General features: G+C 71.5%; 17 protein-coding genes, 1 tRNA gene and 3 pseudogenes. 9 read left to right on the top strand and 12 right to left on the bottom strand.

The window, feature by feature from the left end:
• A tRNA-Thr gene (locus OG892_RS17820) sits at positions 1 to 74 on the top strand.
• Positions 75 to 673: 599 nt separating this feature from the next.
• Here the strand turns inward: OG892_RS17820 and OG892_RS17815 are convergent.
• The 4 genes and pseudogenes from OG892_RS17815 to OG892_RS17800 all read right to left on the bottom strand — a co-directional run bounded on the left by OG892_RS17815 (position 674) and on the right by OG892_RS17800 (position 3,142).
• Entirely contained in the window at positions 674 to 1,033 is a 360-nt protein-coding gene (locus OG892_RS17815; RefSeq protein ID WP_328866518.1) for a hypothetical protein, read from the bottom strand.
• 438 nt (positions 1,034 to 1,471) lie between these two features.
• A pseudogene (locus OG892_RS17810) lies at positions 1,472 to 1,894 on the bottom strand (RHS domain-containing protein); the annotation flags it as partial.
• Positions 1,895 to 1,914: 20 nt separating this feature from the next.
• Positions 1,915 to 2,316, bottom strand: a pseudogene (locus tag OG892_RS17805) (hypothetical protein); the annotation flags it as partial.
• Positions 2,317 to 2,515: 199 nt separating this feature from the next.
• Entirely contained in the window at positions 2,516 to 3,142 is a 627-nt protein-coding gene (locus OG892_RS17800; RefSeq protein ID WP_328866519.1) for a TetR-like C-terminal domain-containing protein, read from the bottom strand.
• A gap of 145 nt (positions 3,143 to 3,287) precedes the next feature.
• Here OG892_RS17800 and OG892_RS17795 point away from each other — a divergent pair, with 145 nt between their 5' ends.
• The 3 genes from OG892_RS17795 (at position 3,288) to OG892_RS17785 (ending at position 5,328) form a co-directional block, all read left to right on the top strand.
• A complete protein-coding gene (locus OG892_RS17795) occupies positions 3,288 to 4,037 on the top strand; it encodes an SDR family oxidoreductase (protein ID WP_371629662.1) in 750 nt (249 codons plus the stop codon).
• A 297-nt stretch (positions 4,038 to 4,334) separates the two neighbouring features.
• Positions 4,335 to 4,736, top strand: coding sequence for a PadR family transcriptional regulator (locus tag OG892_RS17790; protein ID WP_073733625.1), 402 nt, complete (start codon positions 4,335 to 4,337; stop codon positions 4,734 to 4,736).
• Positions 4,723 to 5,328, top strand: coding sequence for a hypothetical protein (locus OG892_RS17785; RefSeq protein ID WP_371629661.1), 606 nt, complete (start codon positions 4,723 to 4,725; stop codon positions 5,326 to 5,328). The genes OG892_RS17790 and OG892_RS17785 overlap by 14 nt, the downstream gene beginning before the upstream one ends.
• Here the strand turns inward: OG892_RS17785 and OG892_RS17780 are convergent.
• Positions 5,321 to 5,500: a hypothetical protein gene (locus OG892_RS17780; RefSeq protein WP_371631647.1), complete on the bottom strand. Its 180-nt coding sequence runs from the start codon at positions 5,498 to 5,500 to the stop codon at positions 5,321 to 5,323. The two genes, OG892_RS17785 and OG892_RS17780, sit on opposite strands and share 8 nt — an antisense overlap.
• On the opposite strand from OG892_RS17780, the pseudogene OG892_RS17775 reads away from it, so the two are divergent.
• A pseudogene (locus tag OG892_RS17775) lies at positions 5,426 to 5,593 on the top strand (IS5/IS1182 family transposase); the annotation flags it as partial. The gene OG892_RS17780 and the pseudogene OG892_RS17775 overlap by 75 nt on opposite strands.
• Before the next feature lie 9 nt (positions 5,594 to 5,602).
• Here OG892_RS17775 and OG892_RS17770 read toward each other — a convergent pair.
• From OG892_RS17770 to OG892_RS17760, 3 genes are all read right to left on the bottom strand, one after another.
• Positions 5,603 to 5,968, bottom strand: coding sequence for a hypothetical protein (locus tag OG892_RS17770; protein WP_073733768.1), 366 nt, complete (start codon positions 5,966 to 5,968; stop codon positions 5,603 to 5,605).
• 279 nt (positions 5,969 to 6,247) lie between these two features.
• Complete coding sequence (locus OG892_RS17765; protein ID WP_371629660.1) at positions 6,248 to 6,781, bottom strand: NUDIX hydrolase; 534 nt, start codon at positions 6,779 to 6,781, stop codon at positions 6,248 to 6,250.
• The gene (locus tag OG892_RS17760; protein WP_073733629.1) at positions 6,778 to 7,221 is read right to left on the bottom strand and encodes a MarR family winged helix-turn-helix transcriptional regulator; all 444 of its coding nucleotides are present in this window, start codon (positions 7,219 to 7,221) and stop codon (positions 6,778 to 6,780) included. Before OG892_RS17760 ends, OG892_RS17765 begins: the two co-directional genes overlap by 4 nt.
• A 196-nt stretch (positions 7,222 to 7,417) precedes the next feature.
• On the opposite strand from OG892_RS17760, the gene eno reads away from it, so the two are divergent.
• A complete protein-coding gene (gene eno / locus OG892_RS17755; RefSeq protein ID WP_371629659.1) occupies positions 7,418 to 8,716 on the top strand; it encodes a phosphopyruvate hydratase in 1,299 nt (432 codons plus the stop codon).
• 30 nt (positions 8,717 to 8,746) lie between these two features.
• On the opposite strand, the gene OG892_RS17750 is transcribed toward eno, so the two are convergent.
• Positions 8,747 to 9,022, bottom strand: coding sequence for a hypothetical protein (locus OG892_RS17750; protein ID WP_371629658.1), 276 nt, complete (start codon positions 9,020 to 9,022; stop codon positions 8,747 to 8,749).
• Positions 9,023 to 9,171: 149 nt separating this feature from the next.
• On the opposite strand from OG892_RS17750, the gene OG892_RS17745 reads away from it, so the two are divergent.
• Positions 9,172 to 9,834 (top strand): TetR/AcrR family transcriptional regulator, encoded by a 663-nt coding sequence (locus OG892_RS17745; protein ID WP_371629657.1) that lies wholly within the window; start codon positions 9,172 to 9,174, stop codon positions 9,832 to 9,834.
• A gap of 28 nt (positions 9,835 to 9,862) precedes the next feature.
• Here OG892_RS17745 and OG892_RS17740 read toward each other — a convergent pair whose 3' ends face one another.
• Together OG892_RS17740 and OG892_RS17735 are read right to left on the bottom strand one after the other, a co-directional pair.
• The gene (locus OG892_RS17740; RefSeq protein WP_371629656.1) at positions 9,863 to 10,504 is read right to left on the bottom strand and encodes a response regulator; all 642 of its coding nucleotides are present in this window, start codon (positions 10,502 to 10,504) and stop codon (positions 9,863 to 9,865) included.
• A 2-nt stretch (positions 10,505 to 10,506) separates the two neighbouring features.
• A complete protein-coding gene (locus tag OG892_RS17735) occupies positions 10,507 to 11,802 on the bottom strand; it encodes a sensor domain-containing protein (protein WP_328866528.1) in 1,296 nt (431 codons plus the stop codon).
• Between the two features lie 134 nt (positions 11,803 to 11,936).
• Between OG892_RS17735 and OG892_RS17730 the strand changes: the two genes are divergently transcribed.
• Positions 11,937 to 12,671 (top strand): ABC transporter ATP-binding protein, encoded by a 735-nt coding sequence (locus OG892_RS17730; RefSeq protein ID WP_073733635.1) that lies wholly within the window; start codon positions 11,937 to 11,939, stop codon positions 12,669 to 12,671.
• A complete protein-coding gene (locus OG892_RS17725) occupies positions 12,665 to 15,202 on the top strand; it encodes an FtsX-like permease family protein (protein WP_371629655.1) in 2,538 nt (845 codons plus the stop codon). The genes OG892_RS17730 and OG892_RS17725 overlap by 7 nt, the downstream gene beginning before the upstream one ends.
• Before the next feature lie 26 nt (positions 15,203 to 15,228).
• Here OG892_RS17725 and OG892_RS17720 read toward each other — a convergent pair whose 3' ends face one another.
• Positions 15,229 to 15,909, bottom strand: a complete 681-nt coding sequence (locus OG892_RS17720; RefSeq protein ID WP_371629654.1) for a phosphotransferase — start codon at positions 15,907 to 15,909, stop codon at positions 15,229 to 15,231.
• Positions 15,910 to 15,976 lie beyond the last annotated feature (67 nt).

Below are 15,976 nucleotides of genomic sequence, written 5' to 3'. Positions count from 1 at the left end.
GCCGCCTTAGCTCAGTTGGCCAGAGCAACGCACTCGTAATGCGTAGGTCTCGGGTTCGAATCCCGAAGGCGGCTCGGATCAGCCCCAGGACTCACTCGCCGTGACCTGGGGCTTTTTCATGCGCATCCCACGCGCGAAGGGGCGCTGAGCCTTTTCCGGCCTCGGCTTGGGGTGTTGAGGTGTTGAGGTGCAGGGTGAGGACCGCCCGGACGAGACGGGTGACCCGAGTCTCGGCCGGAAGCCGACGCCACCGGGTCCGCAACGGCCGGCCGGATAGTAGGCGGAGCGCGATCCGGCGCATCGGAGGGCGGTCCGCGGACATCTTGTTCATGACTCATCATTCGCGGAAGAGGAAAGGATCAGGCCTCTCGTCAGGAGACTCACGCCGTCTCCCGAGAGCTGGACCAAGGCGCTGTAGGACGGATAGAGGGAGTCCGTGACCTTTCCATAGCAATTGATCCAGTCGAGGCTCAGGAGTACCGGACCCCCTGTTGTGTCATGGGTCAGGCGAAGCCTGAACGGTCGGCCGGTGCGCACTATGCCGCCTATGCAGCGAACAGCGCACGTCGCGGTCCCGGCACTCTTCTCCTCTATCGAATAGATCTGGAGTTCACCAGTAGCGTCGTCATCCAAATGCCGACAGCAGTCGCAGCAGCCTGACTCGGGCATCGGCCTACTGGTCCTCCGGCGAGGCGAGCACGGCACTGACCTGTGCGGTGGCAACCGCGCGTGGGCCTTCCAGCACAATCAGTTCGGCTCCCGCATGCACATGCGGGCGCGCCAGCTCCGGGACGAGGAAGCCGACCATGCATTCCCATCGGCCGTCATCGCGTTCGCCGGTCTTCTGGAGCAGGATGCTCAGTTGCTCCGCTGACGCCGGCCAGCCGGGCTGCACCTCGCTGTCGTCACCCAGGACGAACACGGCCGTGGCCATGTAGACCGGCACGGTCGGAGGCCCGGACAGCCGGCCACCCTGCTCGGCGGTCCGCCAGTGGACCACGGCACTGGCAACCGGATTCTCGATCTGGTTCATTACGGCCACAACTCGATTCCACTCATCTGCCCATTGATTTGGGCGAGTTGACCGCCATCGGCGTAGTAGCCAGGGCCGACGCCGTCCAACCTACCTGGATGGAAATGCAGCTGGTCCGCCAACGACCTGGGCACGTGAGTCGTGATGGTCAGGCCCTGGCCACGATTCAACAGCTCGCCCCAGCGATCCGCGTGAGCTGCCCTCGGTCGCGAACCACTTCCCCTCCATCGCACCGTCGCCTGTCCCGAACTTGCCCGTGGTGGCCACGGAGTCGAGCTCGGTGGACTCGGTGGCGTCGATGTTCCGATTGATCTGGACGGTGTCAGCAGCGTCCGCAGACCCCTGCTGCACAGCTGCCGGGACTCCGTCCCCCGGTAGACCGGAACCTTCTCCTCCGAGTACGGGGACAGGCCGAGCGGGTCCGTCCACTTGGGAGGGGTATGTGCCGCTGTTGCGGGACCAGGCGGTGGTGCCCCAGAGGGTGGTGCGGGTGCGCCAGGCGATGTCGCCGGACTCGTCGATGAGTTCGGTGGGGGTGCCGATGAGGTCGGTGGCGATGGCGAAGAAGCGGCGGTCGATCTCGGTCTGGTCGTCGTCGGGGGTGAGGATGCGTTCGGTCTGGGCCAGGGGGGTGTGGCCGCGGTGGTCCCAGGTGAGGGCGACCGTGTTCGGGGTGTCCGGGTGGTGGGTGGTCTGTTCGCAGAGGTTCAGGCCGTCCCAGGTGAACCGGGTCTCCTCGGCAACGTTCTCGCCGTCGGCCGTGAGGCGTTGTTTCGCGGTGCGGCGGCCGAGTGGGTCGTAGTGGTAGCGCCAGCGGGTTCCGTCGGGGGTGGTGGCGGCGGTGAGGCGGCCCGACGGGTCGAGGTCGAAGGTGCGGGTGCCTCTTCACCCTCACCAGCATCCACGGCGACCGCCTCCGGAACGATGCCGGAGACCGGCGGGAAGAACATCGACCCGTCCTCGGTCGCGATGTCGACGGCGAGGCCCGCGGGCTCACCCAGCGCGGGCACGATCTCATCCACGATGCGCGCACCCAACAGCGCCGCGTAATCCATCGGCTGGTCCCCCGGACCGTGGTGCAGGGCGAACCGGGCCAGCGCGGTCTCATCGGTGAACCCGCAGATCCACCGCACCCCACCCATCCGCACCGACCACAGCCGCTCATCGGCCACCGGCACCAGAAGGAGCGAACGCCGCATCTCACCCACCAACGCCCGCGGGTCGCCAACTCCGCTTCTGCGCTCGGCGATGCGCTCGGCCAGCGCTTCCCTCTTGTGCTCCACGGGCCCTCCCCCTCGTAGGCGACTTGATGGCGCCGTAGCTCACGACGCACGGCACGGCAGCGCCGGTTCTCACGAGGTGCTGCTCGATGCCGATCCGCCTCAAAAATATATCGATGGAGAAACGCGCTGGCGGGATGGCTCGTTGAGGCTCCGCGGCGGCGATTCCCGGCTCCGCTCATCAGGTCGCCGGGCCCACGCGTCAGGTCGCCGGGTCCGCCGCGTTCGGGGCGACGCCCTGGAGGAGGTTGGCGATCAGCCGGTCCGCGAACTCTCTGCTCAGTGGTTGCGCGGGCATCAGCAGCCGGTGGTAGACGGCGCCCCACAGCTGGTCGACGATCGTCTCCAGGTCGGCCTCCGCACGGATCTGGCCCACCTGCTGTGCGCGGGTGAGCCGTTCGACGGCGAGGGCGCGCCGCTGAATGACGTAGTGGGTAGAGAGCGCCTCCGCCAGGCCGGCGTCGCCCTGGGCGGCTCCGATGATCCCGGCGATGACGGGGCCGTTGCGGTTCAGGAGATCGACGAAGCTGTGCAACTGCGTGGTCAGGTCCCGCCCGATGTCGCCGGTGTCGGGGAAGGCGAGGGTCTCCTTGAAGGTGTTGAAGTAGGCGTCGAAGGCCAGGGCGCCGGGGGAGGGCCACCACTTGTAGAGGGTCATCTTGCTGACGCCCGCGTGTGCGGCGACCTTCGAGAAGGTCAGGGCGTGGACGCCCTCGGCGAGCAGTAGCTCGGCTGCCGCGGTCAGCGTCGCGCGGCGGACGTCCTCCGCCCGGCGGCGTCCGCGCCCCGGCTTGAGCGGGTCGGCCCGCTCGGCCTCTGATCGCTCCATGTGACTGCTCCTAGTCCGGCGTGGCCGACCCGGTGGGCGCGACCCTGGGCGGGATTATATGGACTCACCGACCATATACATATGGACGATGAGTCCATATGTGGGTAGTGTACTCACTGTCCACAAAGACGAGAGGGAGGTCGCTATGGCCACCGTTGAGGAGTCCGCCACCCGTGTGGCGATCGTGACCGGGGGATCTGGCGGGATCGGCGGCGCCGTCGCTGCTGCGCTGGCCGCGCGGGGCATGGCGGTCGTCGTGCACTACTCCGGTGGCCCGGAGCGCGCCGGGAAGGTGGTGGCCTCGATCCAGGAGGCCGGCGGACTGGCCGTTGCCGCCCCGGGCGACATTGCGGACGAGACGGAGATGGCGGCCCTGTTCGACACCGCGGAGGAGCGCTTCGGCGCGGTGGACGTGGTGGTCAACACCGCCGGGATCATGCTGCTCGCGCCGGTGGTCGAGATGGACCTCGACGCCTTCGACCGGATGCACCGGGTCAACGTGCGCGGCACGTTCGTCGTATCGCAGCTCGCCGCCCGGCGGCTGCGCCCCGGCGGAGCGCTGATCAACTTCTCGACCTCGGTCACCAGGCTCCAGCAGTCCACGTACGCCGCCTACGCGGCGAGCAAGGGGGCGGTCGAGGCGATGACCCTGATCCTCGCCCGCGAACTGCGCGGCCGGGACGTCACCGTCAACGCCGTGGCTCCCGGGCCGACAGCCACCCCGCTCTTCCTGGAGGGCAAGAGCCCCGAGCTGGTCGAGCGGATCGCCGCCGCCTCCCCACTGGACCGGCTCGGCACGAGCGAGGACATCGCGAGCACCGTCGCCTTCCTGGCCGGCCCCGACGGGCGGTGGGTCAACGGCCAGGTCCTGTTCGCCAATGGTGGTATCGCCTGACCGATGACCGATGACCGATGGCCGATGACCGATGGCCGATGGCCGATGACCGCAGGCCGCAGACCGCAGGCCGCAGGCCGCAGACCGCAGACCGCAGACCGCAGGCCGCCGGGCTCCGGGCTCCGGGCTCCGGTCCACGCGTGAACCTGTTGCCTCCCCCTCCGTGATCCCGTCGGCCCGCCTCGACCGGTAGGCCGGCCACCGGGTTCCGCGGGGAGTGCGGAAGGTGTGAAGGGTCGGCGGAGAGGGGGCCGAGGACCGGACAGGTGAGGTGCTTCGCCTGGTACATTGCCATGCATGGAACCAGGTGAGGCAAGGCGCCAGGCCTCGGGCAATGCCGAGAGCCAGTTGCTCAAGGGAGTACTGGAGTACTGCGTTCTCGCGCTGATGCGGGACGAGCCGAAGTACGGCGTCGAGCTGCTCCGAGAGCTTCAGGCGACCGGTGCCCTGGCGACCGGCCAGGGCACCGTGTATCCCCTGCTGTCGCGGTTGCGGCGGGACGAGCTGGTCGTCACCACCTGGCGAGAGTCGACGTCCGGTCCGCCGCGACGGTATTACGAACTGTCCGGGTCCGGCCGGGCCGCGCTCGCGGAGTTCACCGCGATCTGGCCCGGCTTCCGTGGCGCCGTCGACCGACTCCTCACGCCGGGCAAGGAGCTCGGCGCGCACCTGGAAGGGCACACTCTTGAAGACCGATGAAACGCTCGTGCGGGACTACCTCGCGGCGGTCGAGCGTGAGACGTCGATGCTGCCGCCGGCCGCCCGCCAGGAACTCATCGCCGACCTCGGCGAACACATCGAGGTCGCGCTCGCCGAACGGCCCGGCAGCACCCGCGAGATCCTGGACGAGATGGGTGACCCCCGCGCGATCGCCGCGACGGCGTTCCAGGAGCTGGGCGACAGTGCGGGCGCGAAGGCGCGGAAGCCGGGCCGCCGCCGTTCTCCGGTGTGGCTGCCCCTGGTTCTCCTGCTGGTCAGCACCGTTCTGCCCTACCTGGCGCGGAGCACGGTCCTGAACTGGATAGCCATCGCGGGCCTGGTCAGCGGCGTCGTGATCATCTTCCGCGCCCGCTACTGGACCGTGGCGGAGAAGTGGACCGGGGTGGCCCTGGCCTTCATCGTCCCCCTCGTCATCAAGGTCGGCTGGTACGTCTTCGTCCTCGCCGACGACGGAAGCAGCGCGGACTCGGCGCTGCGCTGGTCGGTCGTCGCCCTGACCTTCATCGTGACGCTGGCCGGAACCGGGTACCTGTGGCGGACCAGACGTTCCGCGAATGAGCTGATCAGCTGAAGGCCCGTTGTTCGAAGGCCCGTTGTTCGAAGGCCCGTTCCTCGAAGGTGTCGAACGCCTGTTGTCGGCCCCGGCGAACCGGTTCGCCGGGGCGTTCCGCCCGCCTGGTTTCGATGCTGAGATATGCAAGCGGCGCAATGCTGTCGAGCGATCCGTCAACCGGCTGAAGCAGTGGCGCGGCCCGGCGATGCGAACGGACAAGCTCGCCATTGCGCATCAGGCCGCACTCCACTTTGCCGCCGTCCCCATCCGGATCCGGCAATAGCCGGCTCGGTCAACGCTCGACCGTCCAGCGCGCGTCGGCGGGCCAAGACCCACTGCTGACGATGTGGTCGACGATCCTGAACGCCTCTTCAAGCGGCACGGTGTCCACGTCCGGGTATTCGTCGTCCTGGCCATTGGACAGAACGAAACCGTCGCTCGATCCCTCGGCTCCGGGGTCGACTGCATGCTCGCCGGCGTCATCGTCACCGTTCATCAGCACCACCATCGCGCGCTCGGCGTTGGTCACGAAGGCCAACTTGCGGCCGGACGAACTGGTCAGCCATGTTTCAAGCTGCCCTTCGCCAATTCTTGCCCGGAGGGTCTCCAGTACCACTTGCACAGCACTGCCGTCATCAGTGACCCAGGATTCGATCATGGGCACGACGATCTCACAGGCGGATCCGAGAGGCAGGCTCAAGGTCCCTCCGGTCGTCTGGCGGAGAGCTTGGACCTCCACCCCGGCGCCCGGGCCCACCAGTTGGGCGGCCCGCCCCGGTCCCGGAGTCCGCCTGGGCCCGCGTCGTCACCGCGTGCATGCGCTCCTCCACCGGCCCGGCGCGGAACTGGCGGCGGAACCGGCCTCCGTGTACGGGGTCCCGGGCGCGGCGGCGGACCCGGACCCGACCGCGGCCAAAGACGCGGAGTCGGGGGCGGCTCAGGACTCGGCCGGGTGATCCCGCAGGGCCTTCGCGATCAGGTCGTGGATGAGGTATTCGCCGGGGGCGCGGTTCTCCTTCAGGCGGGGGAGGTCGCCGGGGCCGAACCAGTCGTAGGCGGTGTGCTTGGCCCACTCCAGGGCGGGGCGGCGCAGATCGCCGTCGACCTCGACGAGATAGTCGGCCTCGTGCCGCGTACCGGCCCCGTCGTCGCCGGTCCAGGTGGTGATCCCGAAGAGGCGGCGGACCCGGCGCAGGCGCCAGCCGGTCTCCTCCTCGACCTCGCGGCCGAGGGCGTCCAGCAGCGATTCGCCGGCCTCCACGTGGCCGCCGACGATGTCCCAGCAGTCGGGGAACAGTCGTCGGTGGGGGCCGCGCCGCTGGGCGAAGGCCTTGCCGTCCGGGTCGAGGACGACCGCGCCGACCGCCCAGACCTCGCCGTCCGCCGGGACCGGGAACTCGACGCCGTCGTCCACGGTCACGCCCGTACCGGCACCGGAGCCGTCACCGCCGTCGTGACCGGGCGCGCTCATGACGTTCCGGGCAGGCCCTGGCGGGCGGCCAGTCGTTCCATCAGGGCCGCGCTGCGCGCGAGCAACCTGCGTTCCTCGTCCGATAGTTCGGCCTCGATGGCCAGGGCCAGCCAGCCGGCCCTGCGACCACGCTCCGCTTCCAGTGCGGCCCGGCCGGCGTCCGACAGTTCGACCAGGGACTTGCGTCCGTCCGTCGGGTGGGACCTGCGGGTGACCAGGCCCTGATCGAGGAGGAGGCCGACCGCGCGGGCCATCGACTGCGGGCGCACGCGCTGGTCGGACGCGAGGTCGCTGGTGGTCATGGCGCCGTCGCGGTCCAGGACGCCGAGCACGGCGATCTGCCCGACCGGGATCAGGTCCTCGCGCTTCACACGTCGGCTGAGCTTGCCCATCGCGGTGCGCAGTTCGGTGGCGACGGTGGCGGCTTCCGGGGTCGGCATAGGGCACTTTAACCCGGAAACGCCGTCGCGCAGCATAACTGAACAGCGGAGCTGCGCAGCTGTGCTGCACAGCATGACTGGGCAGCTCAGCTGAACAGCATGACTGAACAGCAATGCTGTACAGTTTTCAGATGTCGGGCCGAGCGCCAGCGTCGTCGCAGCCGGGGCCCGGCAGGCGACAAGGGAAGGAACTCCCATGCCCGTACGCACAGTTGAGCCGACCGCCATCCGTGACGTCACCGCCCGCGCCGTCCTCGACAGCCGAGGCAACCCCACCGTCGAGGTCGATGTCGTCCTCGCCGACGGATCCCTGGGCCGCGCCGCCGTCCCCTCCGGTGCCTCCACCGGAGCCCGCGAGGCGGTGGAACTGCGCGACGGTGACCCCGCGCGCTGGCACGGCAAGGGTGTCGACCGGGCCGTGGCTCATGTGAAGGGCGAGATCGCGGACGCGGTCGCCGGGCGCGACGCCGATGACCAGGCCGGCCTCGACGCCGCGCTCGTCGCGCTCGACGGCACGCCCGCCAAGGCGCGGCTCGGCGCCAACGCCCTGCTCGGGGTCTCCCTCGCCACCGCGAAGGCCGCCGCCGTCTCGCACCGGCAGCCGCTGTACCGCTACCTCGGCGGGGCCGGTGCCGGTGTGCTGCCGGTGCCGATGATGAACATCGTCAACGGCGGTGCCCACGCCGACAACCCGCTGGACTTCCAGGAGTTCATGATCGCGCCGGTGGGTGCGGGCTCGTTCGCGGAGGCCGTCCGGATGGGTTCCGAGGTCTTCCACACGCTCCGCCGTGACCTGCTGGCGGCAGGTCACTCCACGGGCGTCGGTGACGAGGGCGGCTTCGCGCCCGCGCTGCGCACGGCCGAGGAGGCGCTCGACTTCGTCATGGCGGCGATCGAGCGGGCCGGATACCGGCCAGGCGCGGACATCGGCCTCGTCATGGACCCCGCCTCGTCGGAGTTCTACCGGAACGGTGCCTACGTGTACGCGGGTGAGGGCGTCCGGCGTACGTCCGCGGAACAGGTCGACTATTTCGCCGAGTTGATCGACGCGTACCCGATCGTCTCGGTGGAGGACCCGATGGCGGAGGACGACCTCGACGGGTGGCGCGAGCTGACGGCGCGGGTCGGGGCCAGGTGCCAGCTGACCGGGGACGACGTGTTCTGCACCAACGAGGCGCTGGTGCGGGAGGGGATTCGTACCGGGGTGGGGAACGCGGTCCTGGTCAAGGTCAACCAGATCGGGACGCTGAGCGAGGCGCTCGGGACGGTGGACGCCGCGCGGCGGGCCGGGTGGGCGGCGGTCATCTCCCACCGCTCCGGCGAGACGGAGGACACGACCATCGCGGATCTGGCCGTCGCCACGGGGTGCGGGCAGATCAAGACCGGGTCCCTGTCCCGCTCCGACCGCACGGCCAAGTACAACCAGCTCATCCGGATCGAGGAGGAGCTGGGGGATTCGGCGGTGTACGGATACGCCGCCCCGTCCGCCGTGTGAGGCACGACGGCGGATCGGCGCCGAGCGCCCTCAACGAAGCCGGCGCAGCGCCGCGGTACGGACCTTCAGGAGGTTCGGCACCAGGGCGTAGACCACGGTCGGTACGACGATGCCGGTGATGACCAGCGTGCGCAGGAGCATCGGGAAGCCCGCGACGTAGGGGCCGATCGCCGGCTGGGCGACGGTGAGAGCGGTGAAGACGGCCAGCCAGGTGAGCAGGGCCCGCATGTGTACGGAGGGCGGCGGGACGAGCTGCGCCGAGGTGGTGGGGGTGGCGGTGGGAGTGGTGGAGGTGGCGGTGGGCATCGGTGGTCCTTCCGTGGTCGGGGTGTCGGGCGGTGCGGCCGGGGCTCTGCCGCTGCCCCCGGTGGCGGGCTCCACTGAACCAACCAACTGGTTGGATGTCAACCATCCAGTTGGTTGGTCCCTCGGGGAACTCGTTCTACGCTGGTGCCATGACCTCGGACGCGCCCCCCACCAAGGAACGGCTCCTCGCTGCGGCGAAGGAGGAATTCGCGGCCCACGGCATCGCCGGAGCCCGCGTCGACCGGATCGCGGAGCTGGCCGGCGTGAACAAGGAGCGGATCTACGGCTACTTCGGCAACAAGCAGAAGCTGTTCGACGCCGTGGTGGGGCGCGCGCTCGACGAACTGGCCGAGGCCGTCCCGCTCAGGAGCGGCGACGACCCCGCGGAGTACGTGGGGCGGGTGTACGACTTCCACCGGGACAACCCGGTCCTGGTCAGGCTCTTCTTCTGGGAGGGGCTGCACTACCGCGACGGGGTGCTGCCCAACGAGGAGCGTCGCCGCAGCCGCTACGAGGAGAAGATCGCCGTCCTGGCCGAGAGTTTCGGGACCGAGGCGTCGCCGGAGGTCGCGGCCTGTCTGCTGAGCCTGATCGGGCTCGCCGCCTGGCCGAACGCGGTGCCGCAGCTCACCCGGCTGATCATCGGCACGGGCGCGGAAACGGCAGGGCTGGACCTGCGCAGCCATGTGGTGGCGTTCGCCCGGCAGGCGCTGTCCGGGACCGGGCCGGGGGCCGGGACCGTAACCGGGTCGGGGGCCGGGACCGTAACCCAGTCGGGGGCCGGCACCGTAACCGGCGCCGCGACTCCGTAACCGGCGCCGCGACTCCGTAGAACAGCCGCTAACCGCGCAGGTACGCCAGTACCGCCAGCACCCGGCGGTTCGTGGTGTCGTCCAGCGACAGGTCGAGCTTGCCGAGGATGCTGCCGAAGTGCTTGCTGACCGTGCCCTCGCTGACCGTCATCGCCTCGGCGATCGACGCGTTCGACCTGCCCTCCGCCATCAGGGCCAGCACCTCCTGCTCGCGGGCGGTCAGCCGCGACAGCGGGTCCCGGCGGTGCCGGATCAGCTGGCGGACCACCTCGGGGTCCACCACCGTGTCCCCGGCGCCGACCCGGTGCAGGGCGTCGATGAACTCCTCGACGTGGCCGATCCGTTCCTTGAGCAGATAGCCGACGCCCCGGCCGTCCGCCGAGTCGAGCAGATCCTCCGCGTAGGCGCGCTGGACGTACTGGCTGAGTACGAGAACGGGCAGGTCCGGCTGGAGGGTGCGCAGTTCGACCGCGGCGCGCAGCCCCTCGTCGGAGAAGCCCGGAGGCATCCGGACATCGGTCACGACGATGTCCGGGCGGTGCTCGGTGACGGCCGCGATCAGCTCGTCGGCCGTTCCGGCTCCCGCCACCACGCGGTGCCCGAACCGCTCCAGCAGGCCGACCAGTCCCTCCCGCAGGAGCACGCTGTCCTCGGCCAGTACGATCCGCACGGTCAGGTCCTCCTGGGCGACGGCGTGGACGGGGCGGGAACCTCCAGCCGGAACACCGTGGGCCCGCCGGGGGGACTGGACACTAGCAGGTGGCCGCCCAGCACCGAGAGACGGTCTGCCACCCCCTCAAGTCCCGTTCCGCCGCTGGTCACCGCCCCGCCCACGCCGTCGTCCGAGACCTCCACCACCAGCCGTCCCCGCTCGGTGCGGCCGGTCACCAGGGCCCGTCCCGCCCCGCTGTGCTTGGCGACATTGGCGAGCGCCTCGCAGACCGCGAAGTAGACGCCGGTCTCGACCGCTTCGGGCAGCCGGTCCGGCAGGTCGAGGTCCACGTCCACCGGCACCACGGAGCGGTCCGCGACGTCCTCCACGGCGGCCCGCAGCCCCCGGTCCGTGAGGACCCGGGGGTGGATGCCCTGGATCAGCTCCCTGATCTCCACCAGGGCGTCCCCGGCCTCGTCATGGGCCTTGGCGAGCAGTCCGGCCAGCGGCTGCGCCGGGTTCTCCAGCCGGGCCAGGCCGAGCGTCATGGACAGAGCGACGAGTCGCTGCTGGGCGCCGTCGTGCAGATCGCGTTCGATCCGGCGGCGCTCCGCCTCGAAGGCGTCCACCAACCGCATCCGGGACCGCCCCAACTCCCGCAGCCTGGAATCGAGTCCGGCGTCCGGCGGGGCGAGCAGCTGCCGGGTCAGCACCGCCCGGCCGGCCGCCAGCAGCCCCAGCGGATACGCGAACACCGGCAGCAGGACCACCCCGGCGAGCAACGCCGCGAAGGCGGGCGGATAGGAGTGGGCGAGCCAGATCTTGAGCACCCGGACCTCCTCGCCGCCGCTCGCCGCCAGCACCGCGGGCGCCGCGATCAGCCCGCCGCAGACCGTGAGGGCCGTCCCCACGGCCAGCGCCTCCAGCGGCCACAGCACCAGGGCGAACAGCAGCGCGTACCCCAACTCGCGCCAGGTGGACCGCTCCTGGAGGCGGGTGCGCAGCCAGGACGACAGCCCGGTGCCGTCCGGTTCGCGGTGTGCCGGGGGCAGCGGCCGTGGGTCGAGCAGCCGCAGCCTGCGCCGCTCCAGCGCGGCCAGCGGAATGCCCGCGAGCACCAGGGTCAGCAGCAGCGGTATCCCGATCAGGACCACCGAGAGCGCACCGCCCGCGACCGCCAGCAGGAGCAGGGCGGTGAGCGTCGCGATACCGAGGGGCACGCTGGTCAGCAGGTAGAGCGCGGCCCGCCAGGGCCAGCCGCCGAGTACGTAGCCGCGCTGTCGCAGTGCCTGCGGGAGGCCGGGGGAGGAGGACATGGGGGGAACGGTAGGGCGCGCCCCGGAGCCCGGACCACCCAGCGGTGTCGACCTTCGTGGTGGAGCTACCTCCACCACCAGGACTCCTCCTCGCTGCGATGTGCCGGGAGCGCGACGGCGGTTGGCTCTTACCCATGAATCAAGCAGCTGTCCGACTCCGTTCGGTCACCCGGTCCTACGGCAGGAGATCCGGCGCGGTGACCGCGCTGGACGGAGTGAGCCTGGACATCCCGCGCGGCACCTTCACCGCCGTCATGGGCCCGTCCGGCTCCGGTAAATCAACCTTGCTCCAGTGCACCGCCGGGCTCGACCGGCCGACCGGCGGCCAGGTGTTCCTCGGTGACACCGAACTGACCGGGCTCAGCGAGCGGCGGCTGACGCTGCTGCGCCGCAGCCGCATCGGCTTCGTCTTCCAGGCGTTCAACCTGCTGCCCTCCCTCACCGCGGAGCAGAACGTGGCGCTCCCGCTGCGGCTGGCCGGCCGCCGCCCCGGGCGGGCCGAAGTCCTCGACGTGCTGGAGCGGGTGGGGCTGCGCGAGAGGGCGGGGCACCGGCCGGGGGAACTGTCCGGCGGCCAGCAGCAGCGGGTCGCCCTGGCCCGCGCGCTGGTCACCCGGCCCGATGTCCTCTTCGGTGACGAACCCACCGGAGCGCTCGACTCCACCACCGGACAGGAGGTCCTCTCGATGATGCGCGCCATGGTCGACGACGGACAGACCGTGATCATGGTGACGCACGACCCGGTCGCGGCCGCCCGCGCCGACCGGGTGCTGTTCCTCGCCGACGGCCGGGTGCGGGGCGAGCTGTACGCGCCGGACGCCGAGCAGATCGCCGCGCGCATGACGGGGATGGCGGCGGTCCCGTGCTGAGTCTCGTGCTCCGGGGCATCCGGAACCGCTGGGTCACCTTCGCCGGGTCCTTCGTCGCGCTGGCCCTCGGCGTCGGGATCGTCGCCACCACCGGTCTGGCGCTCGCGGCGACGTTCGACGCACCGCACCGGGGCCCGGAGCGGTTCGCCGCGGCCCCCGTACTGGTCAGGGGCGAGGACCGGCTGCGGGTGGACACCCCGATCGGCGTCCGTACGCGGGCGCTCACCGATCCCCGCCCGGTCCCGGCGGAGCTCGCCGCGGAACTCGCCCGCCTCGGCCGTACTGAGCTGGACCGCACGTTCCCCGTGGCCGTCGGGCCCGCCCGCCCGGCCGGTGACGGCGAACAGGCCGTCGGCCACCCCTGGCCGGTCGCGGCCGCCGCCCCCTACCGGCTCGTCTCCGGACGGGCCCCGGCCGCGTCCGGCGAGGTCGTCGTGACGGCGGCGGACGGCTCGAACCCGGGGACGAGGACGGGGGTGGGGGACAGGATCACCGTCACGACCCCGGCGGGCAGCGGCACCAGGACGGTGGTCGGGACGGTTCGCCCCGCCCACAACCCCGCGGGCTTCGAGACCGCCGTGTTCTTCACCGAGGCGGAGGCCGCCAGGATCTCCCCGGACATCGACGCCGTGGTGGTGCACGCGGATCCGGCGGCGGTACGCGCGGCCGTACGGAAGGAAGCGGGCAAGGGCTCCGGTACGGGCTCCGGCATGGCGGTCCTCACCGGCGACGAGCGGCGCCGGGCCGACCCCGATCCGGACCGGGACGCCGAGGCCCTGGTCTCGGTCAACGCCCTGCTCGGCACGGCCGCGGGCATCACCGCCTTCGTCAGCGTCTTCGTGATCGCCTCGACGTTCTCGTACGGAGTGGCCCAGCGCCGCCGCGAGTTCGGCCTGCTGCGCACGGCGGGCGCCACTCCCGGCCAGGTGCGCCGGCTGGTGTACGCGGAAGCCGTCCTCGTCGGCGTACTCGCGTCGGCCGCCGGCTGCCGGCTGGGCCTGTCCGGTGCGCCCCGGCTCGCCTCCTGGATGGCCGGCGAGGGGATGGCGCCCCGCTGGTTCGCGATCGGTGACCAGGCCTGGCCGCTGCACACCGCGTTCTGGACCGGGCTCGCCGTGGCCCTGGCCGGCGCGGTCACCGCCGCACACCGGGCCGGCCGGACCGGGCCGGTCGAGGCGCTGCGCGAATCCTCCGTCGACAGCGGCTCGATGCCGCTGAGCCGGATCCTGCTGGGCGCGGCCGTCCTGCTGACCGGGGCCGTGCTGGTGGCCGTCGCGCTCGTCCAGGACCCCGGCGGGCTCCTCAAGCGCAAGACGTACATCACCCAGCCGATGCTGCTGATCGTCGGGTTCGCCCTGTTCGCACCCGTGCTGGTCCGCCCCGCCATCCGGCTGCTCACCTGGCTTCCGGCCCGGCTGCCCGGCGCCGCAGGGCTGCTGACCAGGGAGAACGCCTGTGCCGGGCTGCGCAGGACGGCCGCCGTCGCCGCTCCCGTGCTCGTCACCGTCGCCTTGGCCGTGTCACTCATGGGCACGACGGCCACCATCGACGCGGCCGGGGCCGCAGAGGCGCGTACCCAGGCGACCGGTGACTTCGTCGCCACGGCGGACGGCGGGGCGATCCCCGCGCGGTTCGTCGAACGGGCCCGGCGCATCCCCGGCGCGGTGGTCAGCGTCTCGCGCTCCACCTCCGTGACCGTACTGGAGGAGGGCGTGGCGCTCGTCGGCTCCGAGGCCAGGGCGGTGGACCCGGCGGACGCGGCGGCCGTGTCCGCGATGCCGGTGGTGGCGGGCCGGTTCGCGGACCTCGACGACGGCGGCATCGTCGTCAACGAGGAGTGGCTGACCACGACGGTCGGCGAGCGCGTCGGCGTCTGGCTGGGCGACGGCCGCAAGGTCACCCTGCGGGTGGTGGCCGTGCTCGCCACCGGGACCGGCGGCAACGGCGTCTACGTCACCCCGCGCAACGCCGCCGGTGCCGGAATCGACCGGGTCGACATCGGGGTCCGGCCCGGTGCTGAACGGTCGGCCGTCGCTGAGCAGTTGTACGCGGACGGGCGGGCGACCGGCACCGATGTGCTGACCACGGCGCAGTGGGTGAAGGCCGCGCATCCGGCGACCGGCGGCAGCACCCGGACCGGGCTGCTGATGATTCTCGCGATCGCCCTGCTGTACACGGGGATCGCGCTGGCCAACACGCAGGTGATGGCCACCGCCGACCGGGTGCGGGAGCTGGCGGTACTCCGTCTCGCCGGGGCGACGAAGGCGCAGGTGCTGCGGCTGGTCGGGGTGGAGGCGCTGGCCGTGGTCGCGGTGGGCGCGGTGCTCGGCGCGCTCGTCGCCGCGCTGAACCTGCTCGGCGTGCGCACCGCTCTCGGACGGCTCGGCGTCGGGTCAGGCGTCGTCGTCCCGTGGGGCGCCATCGGCCTCGTGGTGGGGGTGAGCGCGGCGCTGGCCGTGGTCTTCGCCGTACTGCCCGCCTCGCTCGCGCTGCGCACCCGGCCGGTCGAACTGGCGGGCACGCGCGAGTGACCGGGGCCGGGGCCGGGGTCGGGGGCCTACGCTGACAGCGAGGTGACCAGGTCCGACGCCTTTCCGATGAGGGCCAGTTCGGCCGGTCTCATCGTCGGGTTGGCGGCTCTGCGCGCTGCCGCCGCGGCGAGGTGGCGGGCCGGGATGCCGTCGTCGGCGGCCAGCAGCGGCACCAGGATGTCCACCAGCGCGCGGGCGCCCGACGCCGCCGGGTCCTGGGGATCGACCGCGACCTGGGACAGGATCAGCGCGGTCATGGCCCGGTCCAGGGCGGGCGGGCCCTCCTCCGTGTTGCTCCAGTCGATCACCACGGGGCCGTCGGCCGTCAGCATCACGTTGCCCGGGTGCAGGTCGAGGTGGAGGATCCGGTCCTCGGGATCCGCCGAGAGCCGGGCCGGGACGGTGTGCAGCTCCGCGAGCAGGCCGACCAGCATGGCGGAGCCCTCGTCCCCGCCGAGTTCGCCGGACATCAGGGACTCCAGCATCGTCGGACCGCTCAGGCGCTGCAGCACCAGGTCGCCGGGACCGGCGGAGACCGGCAGCGGGCCGAGCCGGGGGACCGGGTAACCGGAGGCCGAGAGATAGGACATGACGGGCATCTCGCGCCTGGCGTCCAGCCCGACGCGATAGCGCCGCAGGACCCACTGCTCGTCCAGCTCGTATACGTCGGCGGAGCGTCCGGTGCCCAGCAGTTGGCCTATTCGCATGAGGGGAACCTACTCGGGCCGGGCGTGAACGGGGAGGCCGGAGCGCGGGTTTCACCGTATCGCCGCC

It is taken from the genome of Streptomyces sp. NBC_00341, from assembly GCF_041435055.1.
Classification (GTDB): Bacteria; Actinomycetota; Actinomycetes; order Streptomycetales; family Streptomycetaceae; genus Streptomyces.
Note: the sequence above shows the minus strand (reverse complement) of the source record. Positions and strands in the feature narration are given on the sequence as shown.

Excerpts from the sequence above, each read along its gene's own strand:
- OG892_RS17800 (WP_328866519.1), bottom strand. The coding sequence starts at position 3,142 with ATGGAGCGATCAGAGGCCGAGCGGGCCGACCCGCTCAAGCCGGGGCGC.
- OG892_RS17815 (WP_328866518.1), bottom strand. The coding sequence starts at position 1,033 with ATGAACCAGATCGAGAATCCGGTTGCCAGTGCCGTGGTCCACTGGCGG.
- OG892_RS17720 (WP_371629654.1), bottom strand. The coding sequence starts at position 15,909 with ATGCGAATAGGCCAACTGCTGGGCACCGGACGCTCCGCCGACGTATAC.
- OG892_RS17750 (WP_371629658.1), bottom strand. The coding sequence starts at position 9,022 with ATGCCCACCGCCACCTCCACCACTCCCACCGCCACCCCCACCACCTCG.
- eno (WP_371629659.1), top strand. The coding sequence starts at position 7,418 with ATGCCCGTACGCACAGTTGAGCCGACCGCCATCCGTGACGTCACCGCC.
- OG892_RS17730 (WP_073733635.1), top strand. The coding sequence starts at position 11,937 with ATGAATCAAGCAGCTGTCCGACTCCGTTCGGTCACCCGGTCCTACGGC.
- OG892_RS17790 (WP_073733625.1), top strand. The coding sequence starts at position 4,335 with ATGGAACCAGGTGAGGCAAGGCGCCAGGCCTCGGGCAATGCCGAGAGC.
- OG892_RS17770 (WP_073733768.1), bottom strand. The coding sequence starts at position 5,968 with ATGATCGAATCCTGGGTCACTGATGACGGCAGTGCTGTGCAAGTGGTA.
- OG892_RS17765 (WP_371629660.1), bottom strand. The coding sequence starts at position 6,781 with ATGAGCGCGCCCGGTCACGACGGCGGTGACGGCTCCGGTGCCGGTACG.
- OG892_RS17745 (WP_371629657.1), top strand. The coding sequence starts at position 9,172 with ATGACCTCGGACGCGCCCCCCACCAAGGAACGGCTCCTCGCTGCGGCG.
- OG892_RS17795 (WP_371629662.1), top strand. The coding sequence starts at position 3,288 with ATGGCCACCGTTGAGGAGTCCGCCACCCGTGTGGCGATCGTGACCGGG.
- OG892_RS17735 (WP_328866528.1), bottom strand. The coding sequence starts at position 11,802 with ATGTCCTCCTCCCCCGGCCTCCCGCAGGCACTGCGACAGCGCGGCTAC.
- OG892_RS17760 (WP_073733629.1), bottom strand. The coding sequence starts at position 7,221 with ATGCCGACCCCGGAAGCCGCCACCGTCGCCACCGAACTGCGCACCGCG.